Origin of the sequence: Bradyrhizobium sp. CER78, assembly GCF_029846235.1 — a bacterium.
Taxonomy (GTDB): Bacteria; Pseudomonadota; Alphaproteobacteria; order Rhizobiales; family Xanthobacteraceae; genus Bradyrhizobium.
Genome location: NZ_JARVWP010000003.1, coordinates 306067 through 329956, shown reverse-complemented (window position 1 = coordinate 329956; position 23890 = coordinate 306067). Strand labels below are relative to the sequence as shown.

General features: G+C 64.0%; 28 protein-coding genes and 1 tRNA gene. 15 read left to right on the top strand and 14 right to left on the bottom strand.

The window, feature by feature from the left end; genetic code table 11:
* The first annotated feature begins 12 nt into the window (after positions 1-12).
* Positions 13-825 (top strand): glucose 1-dehydrogenase, encoded by an 813-nt coding sequence (locus tag QDT69_RS07490; protein WP_279705962.1) that lies wholly within the window; start codon positions 13-15, stop codon positions 823-825.
* Between the two features lie 190 nt (positions 826-1015).
* Here QDT69_RS07490 and QDT69_RS07485 read toward each other — a convergent pair whose 3' ends face one another.
* Complete coding sequence (locus tag QDT69_RS07485) at positions 1016-2245, bottom strand: lytic murein transglycosylase (RefSeq protein WP_279705961.1); 1230 nt, start codon at positions 2243-2245, stop codon at positions 1016-1018.
* Between the two features lie 112 nt (positions 2246-2357).
* Positions 2358-2924, bottom strand: a complete 567-nt coding sequence (locus QDT69_RS07480) for a MarR family transcriptional regulator (RefSeq protein ID WP_279705960.1) — start codon at positions 2922-2924, stop codon at positions 2358-2360.
* 83 nt (positions 2925-3007) lie between these two features.
* Here QDT69_RS07480 and QDT69_RS07475 point away from each other — a divergent pair, with 83 nt between their 5' ends.
* From QDT69_RS07475 to QDT69_RS07455, 5 genes are all read left to right on the top strand, one after another.
* Positions 3008-3487, top strand: a complete 480-nt coding sequence (locus tag QDT69_RS07475; protein ID WP_279705959.1) for a carboxymuconolactone decarboxylase family protein — start codon at positions 3008-3010, stop codon at positions 3485-3487.
* A 36-nt stretch (positions 3488-3523) separates the two neighbouring features.
* Positions 3524-4030 (top strand): cupin domain-containing protein, encoded by a 507-nt coding sequence (locus tag QDT69_RS07470; RefSeq protein WP_279705958.1) that lies wholly within the window; start codon positions 3524-3526, stop codon positions 4028-4030.
* A 179-nt stretch (positions 4031-4209) separates the two neighbouring features.
* Positions 4210-5103, top strand: coding sequence for a dihydrodipicolinate synthase family protein (locus tag QDT69_RS07465; RefSeq protein WP_279705957.1), 894 nt, complete (start codon positions 4210-4212; stop codon positions 5101-5103).
* 103 nt (positions 5104-5206) lie between these two features.
* Positions 5207-5629: a chorismate mutase gene (locus QDT69_RS07460; protein WP_279705956.1), complete on the top strand. Its 423-nt coding sequence runs from the start codon at positions 5207-5209 to the stop codon at positions 5627-5629.
* 302 nt (positions 5630-5931) lie between these two features.
* Complete coding sequence (locus QDT69_RS07455) at positions 5932-6300, top strand: tautomerase family protein (RefSeq protein WP_279706191.1); 369 nt, start codon at positions 5932-5934, stop codon at positions 6298-6300.
* Positions 6301-6363: 63 nt separating this feature from the next.
* Here QDT69_RS07455 and QDT69_RS07450 read toward each other — a convergent pair whose 3' ends face one another.
* Both QDT69_RS07450 and efp read right to left on the bottom strand, forming a co-directional pair.
* A complete protein-coding gene (locus tag QDT69_RS07450; protein WP_279705955.1) occupies positions 6364-7941 on the bottom strand; it encodes a M23 family peptidase in 1578 nt (525 codons plus the stop codon).
* Between the two features lie 155 nt (positions 7942-8096).
* On the bottom strand, positions 8097-8663 hold the full coding sequence (efp, locus tag QDT69_RS07445) for an elongation factor P (protein WP_106326324.1): 567 nt from the start codon (positions 8661-8663) through the stop codon (positions 8097-8099).
* A gap of 376 nt (positions 8664-9039) precedes the next feature.
* Here efp and epmA point away from each other — a divergent pair, with 376 nt between their 5' ends.
* The 3 genes from epmA to QDT69_RS37195 all read left to right on the top strand — a co-directional run bounded on the left by epmA (position 9040) and on the right by QDT69_RS37195 (position 11687).
* A complete protein-coding gene (gene epmA / locus QDT69_RS07440; RefSeq protein ID WP_279705954.1) occupies positions 9040-10092 on the top strand; it encodes an EF-P lysine aminoacylase EpmA in 1053 nt (350 codons plus the stop codon).
* A complete protein-coding gene (locus tag QDT69_RS07435; RefSeq protein WP_279705953.1) occupies positions 10089-11180 on the top strand; it encodes a lysine-2,3-aminomutase-like protein in 1092 nt (363 codons plus the stop codon). Before epmA ends, QDT69_RS07435 begins: the two co-directional genes overlap by 4 nt.
* Before the next feature lie 345 nt (positions 11181-11525).
* Complete coding sequence (locus QDT69_RS37195) at positions 11526-11687, top strand: hypothetical protein (protein WP_347952027.1); 162 nt, start codon at positions 11526-11528, stop codon at positions 11685-11687.
* 63 nt (positions 11688-11750) lie between these two features.
* Here the strand turns inward: QDT69_RS37195 and QDT69_RS07425 are convergent, their stop codons facing one another.
* The 3 genes from QDT69_RS07425 to QDT69_RS07415 form a co-directional block, all read right to left on the bottom strand.
* Positions 11751-12836: a 3-deoxy-7-phosphoheptulonate synthase gene (locus tag QDT69_RS07425; RefSeq protein ID WP_279705951.1), complete on the bottom strand. Its 1086-nt coding sequence runs from the start codon at positions 12834-12836 to the stop codon at positions 11751-11753.
* Between the two features lie 236 nt (positions 12837-13072).
* The gene (locus QDT69_RS07420; protein WP_279705950.1) at positions 13073-13645 is read right to left on the bottom strand and encodes an HdeD family acid-resistance protein; all 573 of its coding nucleotides are present in this window, start codon (positions 13643-13645) and stop codon (positions 13073-13075) included.
* Positions 13646-13680: 35 nt separating this feature from the next.
* Complete coding sequence (locus tag QDT69_RS07415; protein ID WP_279705949.1) at positions 13681-14718, bottom strand: PrsW family glutamic-type intramembrane protease; 1038 nt, start codon at positions 14716-14718, stop codon at positions 13681-13683.
* Between the two features lie 443 nt (positions 14719-15161).
* Here QDT69_RS07415 and QDT69_RS07410 point away from each other — a divergent pair, with 443 nt between their 5' ends.
* Positions 15162-16067: a sulfite exporter TauE/SafE family protein gene (locus tag QDT69_RS07410; protein ID WP_279705948.1), complete on the top strand. Its 906-nt coding sequence runs from the start codon at positions 15162-15164 to the stop codon at positions 16065-16067.
* Between the two features lie 22 nt (positions 16068-16089).
* On the opposite strand, the gene QDT69_RS07405 is transcribed toward QDT69_RS07410, so the two are convergent.
* The gene (locus QDT69_RS07405; RefSeq protein WP_279705947.1) at positions 16090-17322 is read right to left on the bottom strand and encodes a Zn-dependent hydrolase; all 1233 of its coding nucleotides are present in this window, start codon (positions 17320-17322) and stop codon (positions 16090-16092) included.
* Between the two features lie 166 nt (positions 17323-17488).
* Here QDT69_RS07405 and QDT69_RS07400 point away from each other — a divergent pair, with 166 nt between their 5' ends.
* The 3 genes from QDT69_RS07400 (at position 17489) to QDT69_RS07390 (ending at position 18264) form a co-directional block, all read left to right on the top strand.
* The gene (locus QDT69_RS07400) at positions 17489-17830 is read left to right on the top strand and encodes a hypothetical protein (protein WP_279705946.1); all 342 of its coding nucleotides are present in this window, start codon (positions 17489-17491) and stop codon (positions 17828-17830) included.
* 51 nt (positions 17831-17881) lie between these two features.
* A complete protein-coding gene (locus QDT69_RS07395; RefSeq protein ID WP_279705945.1) occupies positions 17882-18043 on the top strand; it encodes a hypothetical protein in 162 nt (53 codons plus the stop codon).
* A 146-nt stretch (positions 18044-18189) separates the two neighbouring features.
* Positions 18190-18264, top strand: a tRNA-Glu gene (locus QDT69_RS07390).
* A 381-nt stretch (positions 18265-18645) separates the two neighbouring features.
* On the opposite strand, the gene QDT69_RS07385 is transcribed toward QDT69_RS07390, so the two are convergent.
* The 3 genes from QDT69_RS07385 to QDT69_RS07370 form a co-directional block, all read right to left on the bottom strand.
* Entirely contained in the window at positions 18646-18825 is a 180-nt protein-coding gene (locus QDT69_RS07385; RefSeq protein ID WP_279705944.1) for a hypothetical protein, read from the bottom strand.
* Entirely contained in the window at positions 18822-19136 is a 315-nt protein-coding gene (locus QDT69_RS07380) for a hypothetical protein (protein WP_279705943.1), read from the bottom strand. Before QDT69_RS07380 ends, QDT69_RS07385 begins: the two co-directional genes overlap by 4 nt.
* A gap of 398 nt (positions 19137-19534) precedes the next feature.
* Positions 19535-19990: an Hsp20 family protein gene (locus QDT69_RS07370; RefSeq protein WP_279705941.1), complete on the bottom strand. Its 456-nt coding sequence runs from the start codon at positions 19988-19990 to the stop codon at positions 19535-19537.
* Between the two features lie 592 nt (positions 19991-20582).
* Here QDT69_RS07370 and QDT69_RS07365 point away from each other — a divergent pair.
* Together QDT69_RS07365 and QDT69_RS07360 are read left to right on the top strand one after the other, a co-directional pair.
* Positions 20583-20840, top strand: coding sequence for a PilZ domain-containing protein (locus QDT69_RS07365; RefSeq protein ID WP_279705940.1), 258 nt, complete (start codon positions 20583-20585; stop codon positions 20838-20840).
* Between the two features lie 128 nt (positions 20841-20968).
* The gene (locus tag QDT69_RS07360) at positions 20969-21214 is read left to right on the top strand and encodes a hypothetical protein (protein WP_279705939.1); all 246 of its coding nucleotides are present in this window, start codon (positions 20969-20971) and stop codon (positions 21212-21214) included.
* Between the two features lie 63 nt (positions 21215-21277).
* Here the strand turns inward: QDT69_RS07360 and QDT69_RS07355 are convergent, their stop codons facing one another.
* The 3 genes from QDT69_RS07355 to QDT69_RS07345 all read right to left on the bottom strand — a co-directional run bounded on the left by QDT69_RS07355 (position 21278) and on the right by QDT69_RS07345 (position 23817).
* On the bottom strand, positions 21278-21919 hold the full coding sequence (locus tag QDT69_RS07355; protein WP_279706190.1) for a glutathione S-transferase: 642 nt from the start codon (positions 21917-21919) through the stop codon (positions 21278-21280).
* A gap of 381 nt (positions 21920-22300) precedes the next feature.
* Complete coding sequence (locus QDT69_RS07350) at positions 22301-22753, bottom strand: VOC family protein (protein WP_050420326.1); 453 nt, start codon at positions 22751-22753, stop codon at positions 22301-22303.
* An 818-nt stretch (positions 22754-23571) separates the two neighbouring features.
* Positions 23572-23817 (bottom strand): hypothetical protein, encoded by a 246-nt coding sequence (locus QDT69_RS07345; protein ID WP_279705938.1) that lies wholly within the window; start codon positions 23815-23817, stop codon positions 23572-23574.
* Between the last annotated feature and the right edge of the window lie 73 nt (positions 23818-23890).

Below are 23890 nucleotides of genomic sequence, written 5' to 3'. Positions count from 1 at the left end.
TTGGGAGAGGACATGGCAGGACAGGTTGAAGGCAAGGTCGCGCTGGTGACCGGCGGCGCGTCTGGTATCGGCGAGGCGATCGTCGAATTGCTGGCGCAGGAAGGCGCGACAGTTATTGCGACCGATATCGGCGAGTTGAGGGGACCCGAGCTCGTAGCGCGGCTCACCAAAGCCGGGCGCAAGGTGAGCTTCCTGCCGCAGGACGTCACCAGCGAGGAGCGCTGGATCGAGGTCGTCGCCGAGATCGGCAAGCGCCATGGCCGCCTGGACATCATGGTCTCCAACGCCGGCATCGGCATCGGGGCGCCGTCGATTGTCGAGATGTCGCTCGCGGATTGGCGCCGGCAGACCGCCATCAATATCGATGGCGTGTTCCTGTCGGTGAAGCATTCGCTGCCGCTGATGCGCAAGCACGGCGGCGGCTCGATCATCATGATGTCGTCGCTGGCCGGCCTGCGCGGCGCGGCGACGCTTTCCGGCTATAGCGCGACCAAGGGCGCAGTACGGCTGTTTGCCAAGTCGATCGCGATGGAATGCGCGCAGATCGGCGACGGCATCCGCGTCAACTCCGTGCATCCCGGCATCATCGACACGCCGATCTGGGGCAAGATCCCGACCGGTGCCACCGGCGCCGGCCAGAACGCGCCGATCGATCCCGAGGAGCGGGCCAGGTTCGCGACGCCGCTCGGCCGCGCCGGCCAGGCCGTCGAGATCGCGCAGGGCGTGCTCTATCTCGCCTCGGACGCGTCGCGTTACGTCACCGGCAGCGAGCTCGTGATCGACGGCGGCATGAATGCCGGCGGCGTGGTGCGGCAGCCGACGTAGGTCTCCGTCATTGCGAAGAGTTGAGCGGCGCGCTTGCATCCCAACCGTCGTCGTCCCTGCGAAAGCAGGGACCCATACTCCGCGTCCGACGTTGTGAGCGGGACTTGTCATTCCGGCGATGTGCAACAATCATCGTCTGTGGTTATGGGTCCCTGCTTTCGCAGGGACGACACGGAGTATGTGCTGCGAGCTAACCACCTTGCCGTAATCGCGCAAGCACCTTGAGCCCGCCGTAGCCATCGGCGGGCAGCAGGCCCATCTTGACCTGATAATCCTTGATCGCCTTCATGGTGTCGTTGCCGACGCGGCCGTCGGTGCCGCCGGTGTCGAAGCCGGCCTTGGTCAGCCGTGTCTGCATCTCCTGCACCTCGGCCAGCGTCAGCGCGCGCTCCGAGCCCGGGAAGGGCTGGATGAAGGGTGGGCCGCCGAGACAGCGGTCGCCGAGATGGCAGATCGCGAGCGCATAGTTCATCGAGGGATTGTAGCTCTTCACCGAATTGAAGTTCGGGCCGAGCAGGAAAGCGGGGCCGCCGGCGACCGGGATCCAGAGCTGCGCCGACGCGTTCGGCTGCGGAAACGGCTGGCCGTCGGCCCTGACGACGCCGGCGCTGGCCCAGGCCGCATAGGTGCGGCTGCCGCTGGCGCGGCCACCAGCCGCGCGGACCTCGTAGCCCCAGTGCTCGCCACGGTGCCACCTGCCGCGATTGACCAGGTATTTCGCAGTCGAGCCGAGCGCATCGTCGGGCCGGCCGAACGGCGAGACCTTGCCGTCGCCGTCATAGTCGAAGCCGACATTCAGCCAAACCTCCGGCATCCACTGCGAATGGCCCATCGCGCCGGCCCAGGAGCCGTTCATCTCCTCGGGCGTGCTCCAGCCGCGCTGCACGATCTTCATCGCGTTGATCAGCTCGGTTTCCCAATAGGCTTTGCGGCGCGGCTCGTTCCAGGCGAGCGCCGCGAGCGAGGGAAACACCGGCGTCATGTGGTTCTGCTGCACCAGCGGATCGCCATAGGCTGACTCAACGCCCCACAGTGCGAGCAGCGTGCCGCGCTCGACGCCGAAGTCGCGCTCGATCCTGGCGAACAGCGCCTCGTTCTTCTTCAGCGCCTCGCGGCCGTGGATGATGCGCCAGTCGGAGACGCGGCGGTTGATGTACTGCCAGATCTGCTCGTGGAATTCCGGCTGGTTGCGCATCTGCTTGAACACGCTCATGTCGGGCTCGACCCGCGCCATGCAGCGATTCCAGGTCGCTTCCGAAATGCCTTTCGCCAGTGCGCGGGCGCGGAAATTGTCGCGCCACTGGTCGAAGCCGGGAGGGGCTGCCGCCAGTGCGCCGAGCGGATTGGTGAGCAGCAGGCCCGCGGTGAGGCCGGCCTTCAAGACGGTGCGGCGGGATCTTGGAGAATCAAGCTGTTTCATCGGGCCAGTCTAGCGGCGCCGATCGGGTGAGCCAAAAGCCACGCCGCCGCAGGAACTATTATTTGAGCATGACCTTGTCGGAAAACCGGCTCCCACTTTTCCGGGTCATGCTCTAGCTATCCTGCAGATCTGTGGCGATTTTTGACAGCCACTGCCGGACCACCTGTTCCGACTTGGCATCGAGGCCGGCGGCGAGCCGGCGCTCCTGAGCCTGGGCGATGTGGCGGCATTTCTCCAGCAGCGCGGTTCCATGGCTGGTCAGGGTCCATTGCAGCACCCGGCCGTGGACCGGATGCTGCGTCTTGCGGATCGCGCCGTCGCGCTCGAGGTTGCGGATGATCACGCTGACCGTCTGCGGCGTCAGCAGCGCCACTCGGGCCAGATCGGCGCCTGAAAGGCCCGGATAGGCCTTCAGCATGGTCAGCACCACGAATTGCGGCGAGGTGACGCCGAGGCTCCCCAGCTGACGCTCCATCGACAGCCGTGAGGCCGCCTGCGCCTGGCGCAGCAGATAGGCGAGATAGCCCTGTTCGCCGCGCTTGCCTTCGCCAGGCGGCGGGACGGCGGGGGCGGGCAGGGCGTCTGCTTCCGCCCCGATCGCGACCTTGCCCGGCGCCGCTTTCCCCGCCGGCCGCCGCTCGGCCGAGCCGGATTTCCCTCGTTTCTGCATTGCCGCCATGTTGCCTTCGCGAATGTCTGCGTCTTGTTCAATATCAGAGCTCTGATAATATGTCAGTACACTGATAACATGAGGCCAAGCCAATGTCACATGCCCGCAAGGAATATACCGACTTCGAGAAGCTCGCCCCCGACGTCTTCGCCGTCGTGCGTGACCTCGGCCAGTTCGCGGCGAAGGCCGGTCTCGACAAGCAGTTGCTCGAACTGGTCAAGCTGCGCGCCTCGCAGATCAATGGCTGCGCCTTCTGCGTGCAGTATCACATCCTGCAGGGCGAGAGCCTCGGCGTGCCGGTCGACAAGCTCAACCTCGTCGTGGTGTGGCGCGAGGTGCCGCAGTTCTCGGCGCGCGAGCGCGCCGCGCTGGCCTGGACCGAGGCGCTGACGACCATGCCGAACGGCGTCGGCGACGAGGTCTATGCCGAGGCCACCGCCGAATTCTCCGAAAAGGAGTTGACCTATCTGACCTCGGCGATCGCTTCGATCAATGTCTGGAACCGGTTCGGCGCCGCCTATCGCTGGACGCCGCCGTCGCGCCGGCAACGGGTCGCCGCTGCGGCGTCGTGAGACGATTTCAAAAACAATCGACAGGGAGAACAACCGATGACCTCGATGGCGATGACACCATCTCTTGCATTCGTGCGGCCGCCGCGGCCGGTTTTGCTGGCCGCAATTGCGGGACTGGCTTCGGCCTTCGTGATCGGCAAGGCGCTGCCGACCCCAATGGACGCGATTTCCTCGGTGATCGCGCCGCTATGCGCCAGCGCGAATGCGGCGTCGCCGCTCGACAAGGTCGAGGTCATCACCTCGCATGCGTTGCCGAACGTGCCGGGCAAGCGCGTCACCGTGGTGCGCGTGTTCTACGGTCCCGGTGGCTTCACACCGCCGCATCGTCATTCCGGCTCGGTGACGGCCTATATCACCAAGGGCGAGATCCGCTCCCAGCTCGGCGGCGGACCTGTCGAGACCTTCCATGTCGGCCAGTCCTTCTTCGAGCCGCCGGGGTCGACCCACATGGTCTCGGCCAATGCGAGCACCACCGAGCCGGCGGAGCTGATCGCAGTGTTCGTGGCGGACGAGGGCGCGCAGCTGACCACGATGCTGGAATAGCCGCAGCCCGCGCCATTCCGCCGATCGCGGGATCCGCCGAGCACTGGACCAGTTTGCCGTGAAGTCCGCAGCAAACTGGACCTTGCAAGCGGCATTGCGCGCAGCGATTGATGGCGCGGCGGCAACGGCCGGAATGCGATTTCGCCGTTCGCGCGGCGGCTACTGAACAGGAGCAATCGATGGTCAATCTCAAGGGGCTTTCCGCCTTTCCGATCACGCCTTCGTCTCGAGATGGGCAGGTCGATGCGGGCGCTCTCCGCGCATTGCTGGAGCCCTTGATCGCCGCAAAGGTGGATTCGATCGGGCTGCTCGGAAGCACCGGTTCATATCCGTATTTCAGCCGCGATGAGCGTCGCCGCGCGGTGCAGGCGGCTGCCGCCCTCGCGGATGGCAGAACGCCGATCCTGGTCGGCGTCGGCGCGCTGCGCACCGACGATGCGGTGAAGCTGGCGGTGGATGCGCGTGATGCCGGCGCGGCAGCCGGCCTGCTGGCGCCGGTCTCCTATACGCCCCTGACGGATGACGAGGTCTTCGAGCATTTTCAAACGGTGGCGCGTGAGAGCAAATTGCCGATCTGCATCTACGACAATCCGGGCACCACGCATTTCCGATTCACACCGGCCTTGATCGGCCGCTTGAGTCATGTGGACGGGATTATTGCGGTGAAGAGTCCTGCGCTGGACGCGTCTGCCTTGGCGGGCCATGTCGCCGAATTGCGAGCTGTCGTGCCGGGTGGCTTCTCGCTGGGTTACAGCGCCGACTGGAATTGCACCGAGGCGCTGCTGGCGGGTGGCGAGACCTGGTACAGCGTTCTCGCAGGGGTCTTCCCCAAGGTCTGCCTCGATATCGTCCGCGCCGTGGCAAGTGGAGATGCCGCCAGGGCACGGCAGCTGGATGCGCGTCTGCAGCCGGTCTGGCAGCTGCTCAAGACATTCTCGAGCCTGCGCGTCGTCTACGCGATCGCCAATCTCAGGGGGATCTGCGCGGCCGAGCCGCCGCGTCCGATCCTGCCGTTGCCCCCGGACGCCCAGAAGAAGGTGGGTGAGGTGTTGTCCGCAATGGACATCGGCTGATCGCTCCAAGGCCGCGCGAGATGGATCCGGCCATCGTGGCTTCCATCGGCGCACAAAATCGACATAACAATTGCCGGTGTGCGCGCTGACTGGGAGGCGTTCGATGCGATTAGCGGTGGTTCTGTTGACGATTCTGATTCCCGCGGTGGCGTGGGCCGAGGAGCCCGCAACCAATGCGCCGGCGCTGTGGGGCAGTCCCACCGTCGACAACGGCGCCTGCTGCAAGACGCTTGGCGAGGTGCGCAGCAACATCGATCGGCTCGACCGCGAGATCGTGCGCCTGATGGCCGAGCGCGGCCGCTACGTCCATGAGGCCGCCCGCTTCAAGGCCAACCCGGCGCAGGTCGAGGCGCCCGAGCGCGCCGAGGCCGTTGTGAAGAAGGCGATGGCGCTTGCGGAAGCGGACGGGCTGTCACCCAAAGTTGCGGAAGCTGCGTACCGCGCGATGATACGCGCCTTCATCGATTACGAGCAGGGCGTCTTCGCAGCAGCTGCGGCACGCGGCGATGCCCCCTGGAAGAAATAGGCGGACGCGCCGGCGATCCGGGATTCCTTCCGGCGCATCGACGAGACGTGATCTGGGATTCAGATCACTGCCATCTCAGATAATCATTATCCCTCCATCCGGCGGCATGCTTCAATGCGGCAAGTCGGAAGAGAGCGGTCCGGTTCGTCTGATGGGCCGAGCCGAGAGCCGCGATCACACATGACATTTCGAAACACTGAAACGGACGCGGATTGGATCCGGTTCGCTATGCGGGGGCAACTGATCGCCGGCAGTTGCTCCGAAGCCTTAGTCCTCGGCAGATCGAGCAAGCAGCCATCAACATGCCGTTTCTGCGGTTTGATTTGATCGAGGGACGAAGCGATGCAGAGATCCAGCGGCTACTCGATGTCACCCACGAAGTACTGGTCGAAACCCTCCATGTGCCGCAGCGCGATCGCTATCAGGTCGTGCATGTTCATCCGCGATCTCGCGTCGTCGCTCTCGACACCGGATTGGCCATTGGCCGGACCGATCAACTGGTGATGCTGCAGCTGACCAGCCGTCCGCGCGACAAGGCGTTGAAGCTGGATTTCTATCGCGTGCTCGCCGAGCGGCTGTCGGCGGCCTGCGCGATCGCGCCGAGCGACCTCGTCATCAACTTCGTGATCGATGACGATGAGGACTGGTCGTTCGGCATGGGACGCGCGTAGTTCATCACCGGCGAGCTGACATAAGCCGCGTATCCTGCATAGGTGAGAGCAGACGCCGCCCGGCTAATTGCCGCCGCCTTCCTGGGTGTCGATGCGATGCACGACGTCGTCGGGCAGGGCGTGCGCCACGGCGGCTGCGGGTCCGGGCTCCGGTCCGATCTCGCGGCCGCGGCCGCGGATCAGCCGTTCATAGGCCGACACCAGCGTGGTGTAGGGATTGACCCACAGCCAGCCGTCGCGCGTGAACACCTGCACGTCGAAATGCAGGTGACGTGACGTGCCGTTCGGATGGTCGAGATAGTTCGACACCACACCGATCTTCTCGCCCTCGCCGAGGCGGCGTCCGTTGAGCAGGCCGTCGGTATCCATCACCGACGGGTTCATGTGCATGTAGCGGAAGCGAACGTGCTCGGTGGGGGTGTTGACCTGCAACGTCACGGCCTGCTGCTGCGCGGAGCGGATCACGATGCTGTCGCGCACCGCGACGACCGCCTGCTGCCTCGGGTCGCAACCGTCCTTGCCGTCGACCGGACACGCGCCCGGTCTGATGTCCTGGCCCTGATGGCCGAAGCCGCTGGCGCATTGGCCGACCTCGAAACTGCGCGCCTCGCAGAAATTGTCCTGCCAGGGATACTCGTCGACCCGCGCGCGCTTCGGAAAGGACTGAGAATGGGCGAAGGCCGGCGCCTTCGCGAGCGGAAAGCGGATTTGCGAATAGACGGTGATGTCGGCGTGGCCGCCCTGCTGCCTGCGGCCGCCGCTGCCCGCGATGATGTCGCCGCTCGGGCGGTAGGTGAAATCGGCCGACTGCGCGATCGGCCGCTCCGAGATGTCGGAGGCGGTGTCGCTGCGCGGCCGTGACGGCTGGCCACCGGCGATGCGCAACGCCTTCAGGAAGCGCTCGGCGACCGGGTAGGCCTCTCGGCACGCCAGCCGCTTCGGCCGCGGCGCACTATCGAGACACTGGATCGAGACGACATAGGGGATTCCGAAGCGGGTGAAGGCGTAGCGGACATAGCCCTCGCGGATGAAGCGGCGCAGGTCCGGAAACTGCGTGGCCAGCGTCTTGACCGGTTCGCCCTTGCCGCCGAGCCGATCGGCCAGGTCGTAGACCAGGATCGAGCCCGAGATCTGCACCTCGACCGGTCTTGCAAACGTCCGCGGCGGCATGCCGTCGCCGGCGCCGGGGTCGAGCGAGAACACCGCGTCATAGCCGGAGGCGCCGGCATGGAAGACGTCGGCCGCGCGGAAGTCGGCCTGGTAGCGTGCGACCGGCAGGCCGTCCGCTGTGTCGCCTTGCCGTGCATCGAGATAGCTTGCGGGGTCGAACGGCAGCAACACCGGGATCGGGCTCTGCGCAATGCCGGGGAAGAGCGGCGATGTCACCGCGTTCAGCTGCACCAGCGCGGGCATCGCGCGCGGATCGGTGGCCGGGACGCGGCGCTGTCCGGCGAATGTGAAGCTGGTGACGATGGCCGGGCGGGTGGCGATCTCTTGCCGGAGCTGGTCGAGCACGGCGCGCCATTCGACCCGCATGGCCGAGATCGAAGGTGTTCGGAATTCGTCGGCATGAGCGCCGGGGAGAGGCAACAGCAGGACTGCGAGCCAGCAACTGATGAAGCTGACAATCTTCCTGTTCACTGCACCCCCCGGCCCATGTCTGATCGCGAGAGATTAGAGCAAGTTCCGGAAAAGTGTGTAGCAGTTTTCCGGAAAGTTTGAGCCTAAACAACAACCTGATGCGCAGCGATGGTTCATGACGAACGTCACCGCGCGTTGCCGCTCAGTGCTTCCGCTCAGTCCTTGGCGCGTTCGACGTAGGAACCGTCCTCGGTCATGACAACGATGCGGGTGCCGGTGGAAACATGCGGCGGCACGCCGGTGCGGATGCCGTTCGACAGCACGGCCGGCTTGTACGACGACGAGGCGGTCTGGCCCTTGGTCACGGGCTCGGTCTCTACGACCTCCAGCGTCACGCGCTGCGGCAGCTGGATCGCGACCGGATTGCCATCGTGCATCGACAGCTTCACGGTCATGTTCTCCTGCAGATACGGCGCAGACGAACCGACGATCTCCTTGGAGACCTGGACCTGGTCGTAGTTGTCGTTGTTCATGAAGTGGAAGCCGTCGCCGTCCTCATAGAGGTAGTTGTAGTTGTGGTCCTCAACGGTGGCCTTCTCGACCTGGTCGGTGGTCTTGTAGCGCTCCGAGACCTTCACGCCGTCGCCGATGCGGCGCATTTCGATCTGGCTGACCGGGGTGCCCTTGCCGGGATGAATGTTTTCGGCGGACAGGACCACATAGAGCTTGCCGTCCTGCTCGATGACGTTGCCCTTGCGGATGGAACTGGCGATGACTTTCAAAGGTGTTTTCCTGAATTTGAGAAGCGGGGGCGCAAACCGGACCGGCAGCCCCTCGGCCGTGGCGGCGATTTCGGGCTGCAACATACTGATTTGTCCCTGAGATGCCAGCTTTTTACGGCTGTTTTCGGCCGGTTGCGAACGCCTATTCAGAGGCAATCGGGACGGTTTAGCGGCGGGATCGCCGGGGCTGGCGGGTCACGCCAGATGGACAACGCCGGTGTCTTTCGACATGAAGGAGCACGCGTCGCTGCGCCTGTCCGGGATCGAGCATTCATGCTGGCCGTCAATGCTTTGAATATCAATAGCTTGCGCCCGTTTCTTGAGCGGGTAAGCAGGGTGCTTCATGCCGCTTCGCGCTGCCGGAGGTTGGGCTGACATGACCGGACCGGACCAGACCTCGCCGTGGTGGACGCCGCGGCGCTACGCCGACCGCAGGCCGTTCCTGCAGGCGCGGACCGCAATCACGCGGGCGCTCCGGGCGTGGTTCGAGGAGCAGGGCTTTACCGAGGTCGAGACTGCCGTCCTGCAGATATCGCCCGGCAACGAGACGCATCTGCACGCTCCGCGGACCGAGCTCAGGCAGGCCGATGGCTCGCAGGCGACGCGCTTTCTGCGCACGTCTCCGGAATTCGCCTGCAAGAAGCTGCTCGCCGCCGGCGAGCCGAAGATCTACGAGTTCGCGCGGGTGTTCCGCGATCGCGAGCGCGGCGATCTGCATCTGCCCGAATTCACCATGCTGGAATGGTACCGCGCCAATGCCGGCTATGACGCCATCATGGCCGACACCATCGTCGTGATCGCCCATGCGGCGCAGGCGACCGGGATCGGGCGGTTTTCATTCCGCGGCAAGGTGGCCGATCCGTTTGCCGAGCCGGAGCTGCTGACGGTTGCGGCAGGCTTCGAGCGCTTCGCCGGCATCGACCTGCTGGCGACGATCTCGGGCGGCGAAGGCGACCGCGAGGCGCTGGCGTCGGCCGCGCGAGAGTGGGTGCGGATCGCCGATGACGACACCTGGTCCGACATTTTCAGCAAGGTGCTGGTCGAGCATGTCGAGCCAAACCTGGGACAAGGCCGGCTGACGGTGCTGTTCGAATACCCGTCACCGGAGGCCGCGCTGGCGCGCACCAAGGCGGGCGAGCCACGCGTCGCCGAGCGTTTCGAGGTCTACGCCTGCGGGGTCGAGCTCGCCAACGGCTTTGGCGAGTTGACCGATGCGGCCGAGCAGCGCCATCGTTTTACCGCAGCGATGGACGAGAAGGCCCGCCGTTACGGCGAGCGCTATCCGCTCGACGACGATTTCCTTGCCGCGGTCGGCCAAATGCCGGAAGCCAGCGGCGTCGCGCTCGGCTTCGACCGGCTGGTGATGCTGGCGAGCGGCGCGCCACGAATTGATCAGGTGGTCTGGATGCCGCCTGCAGGAGAGCCATGAAGAGGATCGATCCGAAACTGGCGGCGACGCTGCGCCAGTCGCGCGAGCTGATCGATGCCGGCCTCGCGCCGGTCGATGGTCTTGCCGAGCTCGAACAGGTGGCGGCGCGCTACGCCGTTGCAGTGACGCCGGAGCTCGTTGCGCTGATCGACCCGGCCGATCCGGCCGACCCGATTGCGCGGCAGTTCGTCCCGAGCGCTGACGAGCTCGTCGAGCAGCCCGGCGAGAACGCCGATCCGATCGGCGACGATGCGCATTCGCCGGTCGCCGGCATCGTGCATCGCTATCCGGACCGGGTGTTGTTCAAGCTGGTCCATGTCTGCGCGGTCTATTGCCGGTTCTGTTTCCGGCGCGAAATGGTTGGGCCGGGGAAGGCCTCGGCGTTGTCGGACGACGCCTACCGCGCGGGGCTCGATTACATCAGGAGCCATCCGGAGATCTGGGAGGTCATTCTGACCGGCGGCGATCCGTTGATGCTGTCGCCGCGCAGGCTGACCGAGATCATGGCCGATCTCGCCGGGATCGATCACGTCAAGATCATCCGCCTCCACACCCGCGTTCCGATCGCCGATCCCGGACGCATCAGTCCCGAGATGATCGCGGCGCTGCGGGTCGAGGGGGCGGCGACCTGGATCGCCATCCATGCCAACCATCCGCGTGAATTGGCCGCCAATGCCCGCGCGGCGTGCGCTCGCCTTGCCGACGCCGGCATTCCCTTGGTGAGCCAGTCGGTCTTGCTGCGCGGCATCAACGACGATGTCGCGACGCTCACGGCGCTGATGCGCGCCTTCGTCGAGTGCCGGATCAAGCCCTATTACCTGCATCACGGCGACCTTGCGCCCGGCACCGCGCATTTGCGCACCACGATCGAGGCCGGGCAGGACTTGATGCGGGCGCTGCGCGGGCGCGTCTCCGGACTGTGCCAGCCGGACTATGTGCTTGACATCCCCGGCGGCTACGGCAAGGCGCCGATCGGACCGACCTATTTGTCGCAGCCGGTTTCCCGAGATCGTGAAGATCCCGTGGAACGGCGGTACCGTGTCGTCGATTATTGCGGGGATGTTCATACTTATCCGCCGCAATCGTGAGTCGGCGATGGGCGGGGCCGGGAACGGACGGCGCAGCCGCCCGAGGACGAGGGCAACCGCAGCATCGAAAATGCTGTGATGTTGGGCTTCTTTGTGGTGCTGTCGCCGCCGGAATCTGGCTCCTTGGCGCCATGGCCGATATACGGAAAGTCCAGGATTGCGCAGCGCAGGGACGACGCAACTGTGCTAGCGTCGAGGTGCCGGAACGGGCGCAATAGGGTTGAGAAGCGGAGAGGCGAGATGCGGAAGACTGTTTTGTTGACGGCTCTGATGGTTGTTGCGGTCGGAGCGCCCCAGCTTGGAACGTCCCTGGCTTTGGCGCAGCAACAGGGCGGATCGTCCTCCATGCAGAAGAATACCGGGGTGCCGGAAGCACCGGTCGGACATCGTCAGCCGCGCCGCGGCGACGTTGGCAACGAAAAGAACATCAGCGATCCGAACAGCCAGGCCAACAAGGAAGACGCGGCGCTCGACAAGAAGATCAAGAGCATCTGCCGCGGCTGCTAGGCCACGGAGACCGGCGGAGCGCGATATTCGCCCCGCCGGCAACGCTCAATCCGTTCGGCCGCGTCAGGCCGAGCGCTCTTGCAGGCCGTCACGCCGCACGTTGCGCCTTGCGTCGACGGCATCGGCCAGCTGCTTCAACACGTCAGCCGTCGTGTCGAGGTCGATGCAGCCGTCGGTGATGCTCTGACCGTAGGTCAGCGGCTTGCCCGGCACGACGTCCTGACGTCCCGCGACAAGGTTGCTCTCGATCATCACGCCGATGACGCGCTGCTCGCCGCTCGCGACCTGCTGCGCGATGTCAGTGGCAACCGCCGGCTGGTTCTCCGGCCTCTTGCTGCTGTTGGCGTGGCTGGTGTCGATCATCAGCCGCGCTGCGACACCGGCGCGGCCGAGCTCGACGGCGGCGGCATCGACACTCGCTGCATCATAGTTCGGCACCCGGCCGCCGCGCAGGATGACGTGGCAGTCCTCGTTGCCGCTGGTCGCGGCGATCGCCGAGCGGCCGCCCTTGGTGACCGCCATGAAATGATGCGGGTGCGACGCCGACTTCACCGCATCCGCCGCGATCCGCACGCCACCGTCGGTGCTGTTCTTGAAGCCGACCGGACAGGACAGGCCGGACGCCAGCTCGCGATGGATCTGGCTCTCGGTGGTGCGGGCGCCGATCGCGGCCCACGAGACCAGATCGGCGATGTATTGCGGCGTCGTCATGTCGAGGAATTCGGTGCCGGCCGGCAGGCCGAGATTGTTCACGGCCGACAGCACGTTGCGGGCAAGCCGCAAGCCCTTGTTGATGTCGAAGCTGTTATCGAGATCGGGATCGTTGATCAGCCCCTTCCAACCGACGGTGGTGCGCGGCTTCTCGAAATAGACCCGCATCACGATCTCGAGGCGGTCGGCGAGCTGTTCGCGCAGGCCGGCGAGACGCTCGGCATAATCGACGGCCGCCGCGGGATCGTGGATGGAGCAGGGGCCGACGACGACCAGCAGGCGGTCATCGGTGCCATTGAGGATCGCGTGGATGGCGTTGCGGGCGCCCATCACGACGCGGGTCGCCGTCAGGGTGCGCGGGACCTCCCGCATCACCTCTTCGGGCGTACTCAGTTCCTTCAGTTCCTTGATGCGAAGATCGTCTGTCGTACTCAACACGGCTGGCTCCTTTGGATTTTTCGGGACCTGCCGGCACAAAAAAGCCGCCAGGTCTGGCGGCTTGTTTTGGACGTTTGCTGCAATTCTTCAGATTGAGCGCGATCCTCCTGCCGCCAGCGAGCTGTCGTAGCTAAAGTACCAAAAATAGCTGGTGGCTGATGTGATCATCGGGCGGCTCTATAGCCCAGGGATTTGGGGCTGTCACCCCCCAAATACAAGCCCGCTGCGGTTCGCCGTCAGGTGTTGCGCGCCGCCAACGCCATCCCGATCAGGGTCGCCCCGCCGAACATCAGGTTGAGACCGACCAGGAGGCCGATCGCCCATCCCGCCGATTCCGGCAGGCCCGCGATGATGAAGAAGGCGACGACGATATCCATCAGGCCGGCGATCAGCAGCCAGGACCAGCGTCCCGACAATTCGCGGCGGTGCTCCAGCGCGTACATGATGGTGGCGACGCCCTCGGCGACGAAATAGGCGCCGATGACGATGGTCAGCGTCAGCACGCCCTGCATCGGGCGCGCCAGCAGCACCATGCCGGCGAGCACGGCGAGCGCCGCCGAGATCAGCGACCACCAGAAGCCCGGCATGTTGCGCGCCCAGAACGTCACGATCAGCCCGCCGATGCCCGAGATCAGGAACATCCAGCCGAGGAAGATGGTGACGGCGAGGCTGGCGAATGTCGGCACGATCATCGCCGCAATGCCGAGGATCGCGAGCAGGATGCCTTCGAACAGGAACGCCTTCCAGTGCGCCTTGACGGCAGCCTGCATCTGCGATCGCAGCTTGTCGAGGTCGTTGGACAGGGTCATCGCGGTTCTCCAGATCTGCCCGCGTGCGGCGTATCCTAGCTCTGGCCTGGCGCGGACGGAAAGCCCTCGGCGGCGGTCCGCATTCGGTTGCGGCCGAGGAAGTAGACGGCGGTGGTCGCGATCAGCAGCGCCAGTCCGATCAGGATCGAGGTGAAGCCGATCGGGATCAGGATGAAGGAGGCGTTGCGCTCGGGATTGACATACCAGTGGTGCAGCGAAGTGAGCAGGAAGGAGACGCCGGCAAAGCCGGTGCCGCCGCCAATCAGCAGCAGCGCCCACATCCGTCGCAACTGGCTCAGCCGCTCGCGCGCGACGTCCGTGCGCGGGGCATGATGCTTGCCGAGGCGGTGCACCAGGCGGACTGCGAACCCGATCGAGGAGAAGCCGATCAGCACGCTGGCCGAACCGAGCAGTAGGTGCGCGGTCGAGCTGAGATCGGGAATGCGCTGGAGCGCGAGCAGCGGAAAATCAAACGCCGCATGCAGCAGGACCGGCGCGACCAGCACCAGCGCCCAGTTGGTGATGCGCGCCCAGTCGCGATGACCCCGGTAGGCGCCGAGCGCGCCGCCCGAGCGCGCGATCGCAAGATAGGCGCCGGCGATGATGCCGAGCGCGCCGTGGAACGGCACGGTGAGCACGCTGCGCAACGCCGCAAGCGCGCGCCACATGTCCTTGTGCTGGACCAGATAGGCGAGGTTCTCATAGGCGGCGAAGCCGAGGCCGGCCGCCGCGCCATACACCACGGTATCCATCGGATCGGCGAAGGCACGGCGCCGGGTCGAGATGGCGACGATGACGAGGACCTTGACGATCTCCTCCGGCGCCGCGACGCCAAATAACGCCCGCACCGCCTGCGTCGCCCAGGGATTGTCGGGAATGGCCAGCAGCGCATTGAAGGGAATACGGGCCAGGCCCAGCAGCGAGATGCTGGCCGCGCCGAGCACGAAGGCGAGCCATACCTGCACCGGCGGTCCGGGGCGCTCGTCGGCGGCAATCACCAGCCACAGCACCAGCAGTGCGGGTGCGATGGCGGCGGCGCCAATCACAGTCGGAAGCGACTCAAGCAACAACATGAGCCGAACGGGCCCCTTCAATGGCACCACAGCGATGCGCTTTGAAGAAATGGCAGCAAGTTCAGCGGATTGCAAATGGACGATTGGCGGAATCGGTTCGGCTGGCGCTGTTCTCGTGTCCAATATGCCACGGGCCCGCGAAAGCGCGGCCGAACGTACCGTTATGGGCCTCGATCAGATCAGGGGAGAAGGGGCTGCCGGACGGTTCCTGACGCCGGACGGGCGCCCCGGCACCGCCGCCTGCGCCATGACGGCATCACCGATCCACAAATCGCGGTGAACTTGCGTGGGCGTGGCGCCTGCCTCTTCGACGGGCGAATGAAGTGTGCGCTGTCGCGGCGAGCACGGGGTGCCTCGCAAGGCCCATCGCAAGTTTCGAGCACCGCGTCTCCTTCGTTGGGTTATAATGCTGCGGGCAGTGACTGATCCGGTAAAAGCCAGAGATGCCTTCGATTGATTCTGCTGTGATCGTTCTTGCCGTAAGCGCCCTGTTTGCGGCCTTTGTAAACGGTGCGTTGGGGTACGGGTTCTCGTCGCTCACCGTGCCGGTCGCACTCGTGTTTTACACCAATCGCGTTCTCAATCCCGCGATCGTCATCGTCGAAGTCTTCGTCAACCTTTACGTTCTCTGCATCAACCTGAGCGGCGTCCCAGCGGTGTGGCGGCGCATATTGCCGATCCTCATCGGCATGCTGCCCGGCATCGCGGTCGGAGCCTTTGCCCTGACGTCGCTTCAGCCCGGATGGACCAAATTCGCCACCTACTCGATTATCCTGCCGCTGATCCTGCTGCAGGCGGCCGGTTGGCGGAAGCCGATCCAGTCGAAATGGCTGGTCGGTTTGCCCTTCGGCACGACGCTCGGGATCCTGTACTCGGTCACGACCATTTCGGGACCGCCGCTGGCGATCCTCTTCAACAACCAGGGCCTCGTCAAAGATGAGTTTCGGGCCGGTCTCGCGCTGGTCCGGGTGACGGAGTCCAGTCTGACTGCGATCGCGTACTACAAGCTCGGTCTGTTCATCGAAGAGAGCCGCAGCCTCTTGTTCGTGCTCGTTCCTTGCGTCGTCGTCGGCATACCGCTTGGTGCCTGGCTGATCCGGCGGCTGGATGCCGAGACGTTTCGCCGGATCTGCATGAGCTTTGATGCGTGGGTCGTGGGATTTGGCCTGTCACGCGTGCTGATCGAAGTGAAGCTGATGGAAAGCCCGTGGGCCTATGGCGTCATGGCCGCCACGATCCTGATCGACGTCTGCTTGCTGTACGTCTTCTTCACCGCGAGGAGAGGGACGGTACAGAGTTCGCACGCGCTGGCTTCGCTGAGATCCGGCAACCGGAGCGGTCCGACCTGATCGCAGCGTCGCTATAAGGCGGCTAACCTGCCAGCAGCCGACGGCAGGTTTCGACGAACACCTCGGCGCCGGTGACGATGTCGGCGTCGTCGGTGTTCTCACTCCAGTGATGGCTGATGCCGCCGATCGACGGCACGAACAGCATCGCTGCCGGCATGAGGGTGGCGAGGACCTGGGCGTCATGGCCGGCGCCGCTCGGCATGCGGATCGATTTGCCTCCGGCAAAGGCCGCGCTCGCGGCCTCGATCGCGTCCTGGAAGGCGGGCGTCATCATCGCGGGGACGCCGGTGCGGATCCGCTCGACCTTGACGCCGCAGCGGCCGTGTGTCGTGGCCTCGTCGGCCATCCGATGCAACTGCGCCTCGAGCCGTGCGATCACCTCGGGATTGTCGTCGCGGATCTGGAACAGCATCTCGGCGCCGCCTGGGATGATGCTCGGCGCGCCAGGATCAAGCGTGATGCGGCCGGTGGTCCAGACCGTGCGCGGTCCGCACAGGGCAGGGAAGCTGTCGTCGATCGCGACGCAGAATCGCGCCAGCGCCAGGCCCGCATCGCGGCGCACCGCCATCCGCGTGGTGCCGGCATGGTTCTGCTCGCCGGTGAAATTGATGCGATACTGCCAGATGCCGACGATCGAGGTGACGACGCCGATCTTGAGCCCGCTGCTTTCCAGCGTGTCGCCCTGCTCGATATGCGCTTCCAGATAGCCGATGTGGCGGCCGGCTTCGGCCTTGAGGCGCGGGCGTCCGACAAAGCCCGCATCGCGCAATGCTTGTCGCATGGTGCGATCGCTGGAGCGATCGCGCGCCGCATCGATGTCGGCTTCGGTCACGGCGCCGGCAAAGGAGCGGCTGCCGAGGAAACTGCCGAAATGGCCTTCCTCGTCGCACCATGCGGCGACTTCGACCGCGCCGTTGATGCCGGGATCGCCGTTGATGACGCGCGCGGCTTCCAGCGCATAGACCACGCCGAGCGGCCCATCGAGCCAGCCCGCATGGTTCTGGCTTTCGAGATGCGAGCCCGCGAGCAGCTTCGGTCCGGCCTTCGCGCTGGTGCCGAACACGTTGCCGATGCCATCGATCGTCGCGACAAGATCGGCGTCGGGCAGGCGCGCCGCGAGCCAGTCGAGCGAGCGCAGATGCGGCTCCGAGAATGTCGGCTTGTGCACGCCGGTCTTGTAGGCGCCGATCGCGCGCAGCGCATTGAGATCGGCGAGCACGCGCTTGCCGTCGAAGCGACCGTTGATGCCTGGCATGATTGGACTCCGGATTAGCGTCTCTGATTGGCGTCTCGATTTGCAGCTTGGCGCCGCAATCCCGTCTTGATGCCGTCGCGGTTGGATGCGACGGAACAATCAGGGCAAACGATTTCTTAGCGGTTCTGCTCTTAGGTCGCGGTACGAATAGCGTGTGAGTGTGATCATGTCTGCATTCCGGAACTGGGCCCGCAAGGCCGCTGTGCTGTTTCTTCCGATCGCGCTCGGCGCCTGCGCGCAATATTCTCAGCAATACAGCATGACCACCCCGCCGTCCGGAACCGGGCCGCTGGCCTGGGACGGTGCCGGGCAGGATCCAAATGCCCCGCAGCCGCGGCGCCATGCGCGCAATGCGTCACCGGCGGTGGCGGAGACGCAATTGTCGGAAGCGGATGCGGACGATCGGCTGGCGCGCAAGCTCGTGATCTGCAGCACCTGCATCAAGCAGACGCCGGCAGTGGCCGAGGCGCAGCCGACCAATCGTCAGGACGTCGCCAGCAATCATTAAGCCGCTTGTTGCATCGGCCTCGCGGCCTTAGTTAGGCCACGATATCGTTCGATGCGCAGCCTTATGTCGTTTCGAAGACTCATCGTTCCCGCCGTCGTTGTCGCGCTTGCCGCCGTCATTCTGATTCATGTCGGTGGCTCGCGGGCCCATGCCCATGTGCCGCTGCATTGCGGCTTCTGGACCTCGATCGAGGCCGGATTGTCCTGCAGATAGGCTGTTCAGGGCCAGTACTGGAAAAGCGTTTCTCGACGCTTGCCCGTCCGGCCAATCGCAACTATACGTTCGCCCGTCGCGGCCGTTGACGGCTGCGGCCAGTCCGGCCTATCTCACGTGTAACGTATTGATTTGCCGGGAGTTTTGCTCCCTTCGTCTATCGGTTAGGACGCCACCCTTTCACGGTGGAGAGAGCGGTTCGATTCCGCTAGGGAGCGCCAGCCCGCAATATCCTCAGATTAACTCCAGTCTTATCAAGCGGTTAGATCGCCGGCGGATTTCTTGTCGGACGTTTTGTTGCACGGAGCGCTTGGCTGGTTAGTGGCTCGTTCACCAATCGGTTCGCAGTTGATACCGATGCTTTAACCTAAACTCCGTGGCTCCCGTAGCGTGCTGGATTCGGTCGAGATCGGCGCCGTCCCTGACCGTGGCATGAAGTTTCCAATCCGGGTTCGCCTGAACGACTTCCACATGGCAAACATACTCGCCGCCGGGGAAGCTGCGAATCTCGCGTAAAGCGACCAACTCCAGGTCCCTTGCCGATATTGGCGTTCTCATGGTCTGAGCCTCGCCATCTATGTTTCCGTCGGACTTATAACCGATCAGGCCGCTTGCGCTGGCCGAGCGAGATCGGAAAGCAGCCGTTCCGGGTTGCGCTTCTCCTCGTCGATCCTTTTCGTGAACTCCTTCCGCTCCTGCCCTGTTTTTGCCGTGTCGAGCAAAAACCGATAGTGACCGATTATCTTCTGGCTTCCCTGTATCAGAAATTGCGTCGTGCTCATGGTGAAGCACCTGCTGGTCCGATGTCGGCATCGATCAGCAGCTGTTCCCGAGCGAGAAGGGGAATGTCGGCTCCTAGAGTTTCCATCGCCGAGGTTTCCTCGGAAAGACGTCGTTCGATGAAGTTGCGCTCAAGGTCGCTCAGCTTTGTGTTGAGTAGCCATCGATATCGCCTGATGTTGTTGCGACGTGCCCGAACCTGTTCGAGTTGGCGATCGACGATCTCGCGCTTTTCTTTTGTCGAGAGTCGCCGAGCACACCAGCGGGACTCGATTCGGTCCACGATGTGTTTAGGAAGGTTGATGTCGTCCATGTCACCCTCCTAGGCCGCCAGCGGACGCAATGTCGATCGAAGACGATAAGGCTTGCCCCCCGGCGGATTGTGAGGACCGTCGTCAACACGGCAAAGGGCGTCTAGAATAACGTCGATCTTTACGGGTGATCTTAAATCCGCGGGCGCCCGTAAGCGCGGACAGGATGGGACCGCGGCAGCGTCGGATGCCCAGGACGCCAAGAGCGCGCGTTTTTCTTCTTTGGTCAGCGACAAGTCCGCCAAGACGTCCAAGGGATGATTGAATCGCGCCTCCTTGCGGTGAGATACATTCAAGGAAATGACATTCGCGGTCGTCGGCCGCATGTTTGCCTCCGTTCCAAGACGAGATGCTATGGTTGAAGCCGCGAGCGGCAAATCCGGACGCGGCTTCGCGCGTATCAGGCCGCAGCGGATTCGAGTTGGTGTGGCCGGCTCGGCTGCGTCGAGTTGATTGCGATCCGACGCGGCTTCATCGCTTCCGGAATTTCGCGCGCCAGCTCAATCTTGAGCAGGCCGTTGTCGAACGCAGCGTTCTTCACCAGAACATGGTCAGCCAAGCTGAACTGCCGCCGGAATCGACGGGTCGAGATCCCTTGATAGAGGTAATCACGGTCAGCTTTTTCGACCTTGTTGCCTTCGATCGTCAGGACGTTCTGCTCGGCCGTCACCGAGATCTCGTCAGGCGAGAAGCCTGCGACCGCGAGCGCAATCTGGTAACGGTCTTCGGAAAGTCGTTCGATATTGTAGGGCGGGTAGTTGTCTTCGGTGGCCCGCTGGGCCGTTTCGGCCAGGTCGAACAGGCGATCGAATCCGATCGTCGACCGGAACAGTGGGGAGAAGTCGTATGTGCGCATAGCCAAATCCTCCAGAGAGCAAGATGGGTATGAGTAGCACCGGACACGACCGGTGCCCGTTACACCTGGACCCGATTGGCATCCAGGCATCGGACCCGCAGGGGACCGACGACCAACGAATTAGATTAGGATTCGAGAGCGTCAAGAGGGATCGCCAAAAAAATCGAATCGATTATCTGGCCTGAGCGCAGTCTCATATCGCGAAGCGCTCGCGCGGTCGACGTGACAGCATCGGGCATACCGATCCCTTCGGCGGGGCCAAGGCAAGACCACCCCAGCGTTGTGACGAGATGCTCGATTTTCCTGGCCCGGTTGGCGCCTTTCTCGGCTCCCTCTCGGCTCCGTCAATTTGCCCTGGATATCGCGTTCGTAATTTGTTCTCGTGGAGGCGCTGGCCTGTTTGCGATCTCTTAGCCTAGTTCGAAAATTGCAGTGCCCTGAATTGGTAGGGCGACGTTTTCACCGTCCCTGGGCGAAGGGCCTCGCGCCTGCCGGCAGGTGTGTGAACAACCCCACAATCGCTGCAATCCGAGGCGCTTTGGCAACCCTTTGGTAAGCCAGCGGCGATAGGCGTGATCCCCGGGATGATGTGATGGCTCTAGGGTCCAAGAAGCGCGAAGCGCGCAAATCGCTGCGGCAGTCCGGCTGGATCACGCTCGATGGCGGATTCGCCGCGCGGCCGTGCGTGGTCGAGGACATGTCTTCGACCGGCGCAAAGATCACGGTGCAGGACAACAACACGCTGCCGGCCAAGCTGCGGCTGGCGTTTTCGCGCGACGCCCGCACCGGGCGCGCCTGCGAGGTGGTCTGGCGCGAGGGCAGGACGTTCGGCGTCAAATTCGTGCGCTGAAGCGTGATCCGGAAAAGTGGACGCCGGTTTTCCGGAAAGATCACGCAATAAAAGGAGAAGCTAGGTCATGATGCGATCCCTTCGCATCATGACCTAGCCTCATCCGGCCGCGCGCGATAAAAGGCCGGATGCGCAAGACCTGCTTCGCCGTCATCGCCGTCCTGCTCCCCGCCACTGCGTTCGCGCAAGCCGGCGATCGCCGCAATTTCCAGACGCCGCCCGATGCCGGCCGGACGTTGCCGTCGAAATCCGCGACGCGCAGCAATTCCTGCGCGTCATACGGACCGGGCTTCGTCAAGGTCGAAGGCACCGACACCTGCGTGAAGCTCGGTGGCGCCGTCAGTGTCGGTGCGGGGGTGTCCGGCGGACGTTGAAGCATGATCCGGAAAAGTGCGAAGCGGTTTTCCGAAAGGATTATGCTCTAACCGCCTTGCCGCTCACGACATCGGCGGCGCGACGAAGCGCACGAAGGCGGGACGCTGTGCGATCTCGCCGAACCAGCGTTCGAGATTGGGCAGCTTCGGCTTGGTGAGGCCCTCAACGCCGAACCAGCGCCGCGCAAAGGCGCCGATCGCGATGTCGGCGATGGTGAACTGATCGCCCTCGATGAAGCGGTGCGTTGCAAGCTGCGCTTCGGCGACGCGCCACACTACGGCCTCGGCATCGGCGTCGTTCTGGATCTTGACCATGTCGCGCTGCTCCGGCGGCGTGCGCACGATCCCCCAGAACACGGGGCGGTCGACGGGCTGCAGCGTCGACAGCGTCCAGTCGAGCCAGCGGTCGACGCCGGCGCGCACCTTCGGCGCTTGCGGATAGATCGGTGAGTCCTGACCGTACGCCATGCAGAGATAGCGCATCACCGAATTGGATTCCCACAGCACATAGTCGCCGTCGACCAGCGTTGGGACGCGGCCGTTCGGGTTCATCCCGAGATATTCGGGCTGATCGTTCTTGCCGAACTGCATGCCGGCGTCGATGCGCTGATAGGGGAGGTCGAGCTCGGCGAGACACCACAGCACCTTCTGCACATTGACCGAATTGGCCCGGCCCCAGATCGTCAGTTGCGGCTTGCTGTCCATCACGCGATTCTTCCCGCTGCTGTGCTTTGCGCGCGTTCTTAGCTGAAACGTCGGGGAAAAGCGCGCGGCGAATGTATCGAGTGCAAAAAAAAGAGGCTCCACCGCATCGCGGCAGAGCCTCACTCATGCGCAGCATCAAAACCCCGTCACCGACCGAACAACAACCACAGCACGATGATCACCGGGATCGGCACACCCAACAGCCAAAGCAAAATTCCTTTTCCCATCTCGTTGCCTCCTCGCATTCAATGTATGAGGAGGCAACTTCAACGGTTGCGACACGTTCCTAGCGATTGTCCCGCCTGGCGCTTGTCCCGCCCGTCACCGATGGAGACGTGCAGACAGGAACGTGCGCTCGGGTGCGGCGTTTACTTTCGCGTCTTACCAGTGACCGGTGTTGGGCATCGAGGCCCACGGTTCGGCCGGCGCCTTCGGATCGCCCTTCTGCAGGATCTCGATCGAGTGTAAATCGGGCGAACGCACGAACGCCATGTTGCCGTCGCGCGGCGGACGATTGATGGTGACGCCCATCTTCATCAGCTTCTCGCAGGTCGCGTAGATATCGTCGACCTCGTAGGCGAGATGGCCGAAATGGCGGTCTTCGCCGTACTTCTCCTCGTCCCAATTGTAGGTCAGCTCGACCAGCGGCGCGCCGCGGGTCTGCGGCAGGGACTTGAGCAGATGGAGGTCTTCCTCCGCGCAGAGAAACACCAGCGTGAAGCGGCCCTTGTCATTGTCGATGCGGCGCACTTCCTTCAGCCCGAGTGCATCCTGATAGAATTTCATCGCGACATCGAGATTGCGGACGCGCAGCATGGTGTGCAGATAGCGCATTGTTGTCCTCCTGGCAGATTCAGATTCTTGCAGAGATGCTTGTTTGGGTGGGATGGTCCAGACGAAAACTAGCAGCAAATCGCATCAAGGGGCAGCGCTAACGTGCGGGTCTGCCCCGCTGCCGTTCGCGCCTTCCCGCCATTCATGATCGCGATTGCGTGAAGACTCGATCCCTTAAGGCAATCTCGTCAGGCCGGTGGGCCGTGCCGCGCCTCTCTGCGCTGAGCGCCGCATCGCCGCAAGCATGCGCCGCACGCGATACGAGAAAGCCCCGCCCAGGAAAATTCCGGGACAGGGCTTTCGTGGTCGAGCCTTGGAGGCACGTGCCTCTATCTCATCGAATGCCCATCACCGCCAATCAAGGACGCGCGAGGTTGGACATCCTCTAAAAAGCAAAACCCCGCGAGCGGGCTCGCGAGGTCTGATGCCGACCGGCCTTGGGGAGATCGTGCCGGCAACCAAGCATACAATGTCGCGGCGGACAGAAGGTTCCCGGGGCCGGAAAATAGAAAGCCCCGCAGGCTGGATGCGGGGCTTTCCCAGTTGACGGACTGGGGATCTCTCAGGGCGTGAGCCGTCAACTGTTGGGGATCAAACTTAAGGTTGAATTCATAAAATGCAACAGCGCCGCGTAGACGGAATATGCTCGTCCCACAGCGCTGCGCCGGATGCTGGGCCCTGAAATCCCCAGTGCCGGTATGTCTTCGCTGCGCGCAAAAGGTTCAAAGGAAAGACCCGCGAGGCGGATTCGCAGGGCCTTGCAAAGCCGACAGGGCGGTGATCTGCCGGCACCACCGGTGTGATCGCCGTTCCGCTCGTCAATGTGGCTTCGGCGGATTGGTTCCTGACTTTGAAGCGCCGGCTGTGCCACGCGTCGTGTCCTTTGTCTCGGACTCGTTGGCTCGCTTCACATCCATGCCCGTGGTGTCCATCGCACCTTTCGGTGTGGCCCCGTTGGTGTTTTCAGGCCGCTCCATGCCGCTCTGCGGGGCGGGACCCGCATTCTGGGCGAACGCTGGGCCGCATATCAAAGCGAGAATACCAACGACGATAAGCCTGTTCATGGCTGTCTCCTGGTTTCAGTGGAGACGACCCGCGGGTCCTGGAGTGGTTCCTCTGGCGAGCGAACCTGCGCTG

Bases quoted from the DNA above. Each gene is read 5' to 3' on its own strand.
- QDT69_RS07490 (WP_279705962.1), top strand. From the start codon at position 13: ATGGCAGGACAGGTTGAAGGCAAGGTCGCGCTGGTGACCGGCGGCGCG.
- QDT69_RS07485 (WP_279705961.1), bottom strand. From the start codon at position 2,245: ATGAAACAGCTTGATTCTCCAAGATCCCGCCGCACCGTCTTGAAGGCC.
- QDT69_RS07480 (WP_279705960.1), bottom strand. From the start codon at position 2,924: ATGGCGGCAATGCAGAAACGAGGGAAATCCGGCTCGGCCGAGCGGCGG.
- QDT69_RS07475 (WP_279705959.1), top strand. From the start codon at position 3,008: ATGTCACATGCCCGCAAGGAATATACCGACTTCGAGAAGCTCGCCCCC.
- QDT69_RS07470 (WP_279705958.1), top strand. From the start codon at position 3,524: ATGACCTCGATGGCGATGACACCATCTCTTGCATTCGTGCGGCCGCCG.
- QDT69_RS07465 (WP_279705957.1), top strand. From the start codon at position 4,210: ATGGTCAATCTCAAGGGGCTTTCCGCCTTTCCGATCACGCCTTCGTCT.
- QDT69_RS07460 (WP_279705956.1), top strand. From the start codon at position 5,207: ATGCGATTAGCGGTGGTTCTGTTGACGATTCTGATTCCCGCGGTGGCG.
- QDT69_RS07455 (WP_279706191.1), top strand. From the start codon at position 5,932: ATGCCGTTTCTGCGGTTTGATTTGATCGAGGGACGAAGCGATGCAGAG.
- epmA (WP_279705954.1), top strand. From the start codon at position 9,040: ATGACCGGACCGGACCAGACCTCGCCGTGGTGGACGCCGCGGCGCTAC.
- QDT69_RS07435 (WP_279705953.1), top strand. From the start codon at position 10,089: ATGAAGAGGATCGATCCGAAACTGGCGGCGACGCTGCGCCAGTCGCGC.
- QDT69_RS37195 (WP_347952027.1), top strand. From the start codon at position 11,526: ATGCAGAAGAATACCGGGGTGCCGGAAGCACCGGTCGGACATCGTCAG.
- QDT69_RS07420 (WP_279705950.1), bottom strand. From the start codon at position 13,645: ATGACCCTGTCCAACGACCTCGACAAGCTGCGATCGCAGATGCAGGCT.
- QDT69_RS07415 (WP_279705949.1), bottom strand. From the start codon at position 14,718: ATGTTGTTGCTTGAGTCGCTTCCGACTGTGATTGGCGCCGCCGCCATC.
- QDT69_RS07410 (WP_279705948.1), top strand. From the start codon at position 15,162: ATGCCTTCGATTGATTCTGCTGTGATCGTTCTTGCCGTAAGCGCCCTG.
- QDT69_RS07405 (WP_279705947.1), bottom strand. From the start codon at position 17,322: ATGCCAGGCATCAACGGTCGCTTCGACGGCAAGCGCGTGCTCGCCGAT.
- QDT69_RS07400 (WP_279705946.1), top strand. From the start codon at position 17,489: ATGTCTGCATTCCGGAACTGGGCCCGCAAGGCCGCTGTGCTGTTTCTT.
- QDT69_RS07395 (WP_279705945.1), top strand. From the start codon at position 17,882: ATGCGCAGCCTTATGTCGTTTCGAAGACTCATCGTTCCCGCCGTCGTT.
- QDT69_RS07385 (WP_279705944.1), bottom strand. From the start codon at position 18,825: ATGAGCACGACGCAATTTCTGATACAGGGAAGCCAGAAGATAATCGGT.
- QDT69_RS07380 (WP_279705943.1), bottom strand. From the start codon at position 19,136: ATGGACGACATCAACCTTCCTAAACACATCGTGGACCGAATCGAGTCC.
- QDT69_RS07370 (WP_279705941.1), bottom strand. From the start codon at position 19,990: ATGCGCACATACGACTTCTCCCCACTGTTCCGGTCGACGATCGGATTC.
- QDT69_RS07365 (WP_279705940.1), top strand. From the start codon at position 20,583: ATGGCTCTAGGGTCCAAGAAGCGCGAAGCGCGCAAATCGCTGCGGCAG.
- QDT69_RS07360 (WP_279705939.1), top strand. From the start codon at position 20,969: ATGCGCAAGACCTGCTTCGCCGTCATCGCCGTCCTGCTCCCCGCCACT.
- QDT69_RS07355 (WP_279706190.1), bottom strand. From the start codon at position 21,919: ATGGACAGCAAGCCGCAACTGACGATCTGGGGCCGGGCCAATTCGGTC.
- QDT69_RS07350 (WP_050420326.1), bottom strand. From the start codon at position 22,753: ATGCGCTATCTGCACACCATGCTGCGCGTCCGCAATCTCGATGTCGCG.
- QDT69_RS07345 (WP_279705938.1), bottom strand. From the start codon at position 23,817: ATGAACAGGCTTATCGTCGTTGGTATTCTCGCTTTGATATGCGGCCCA.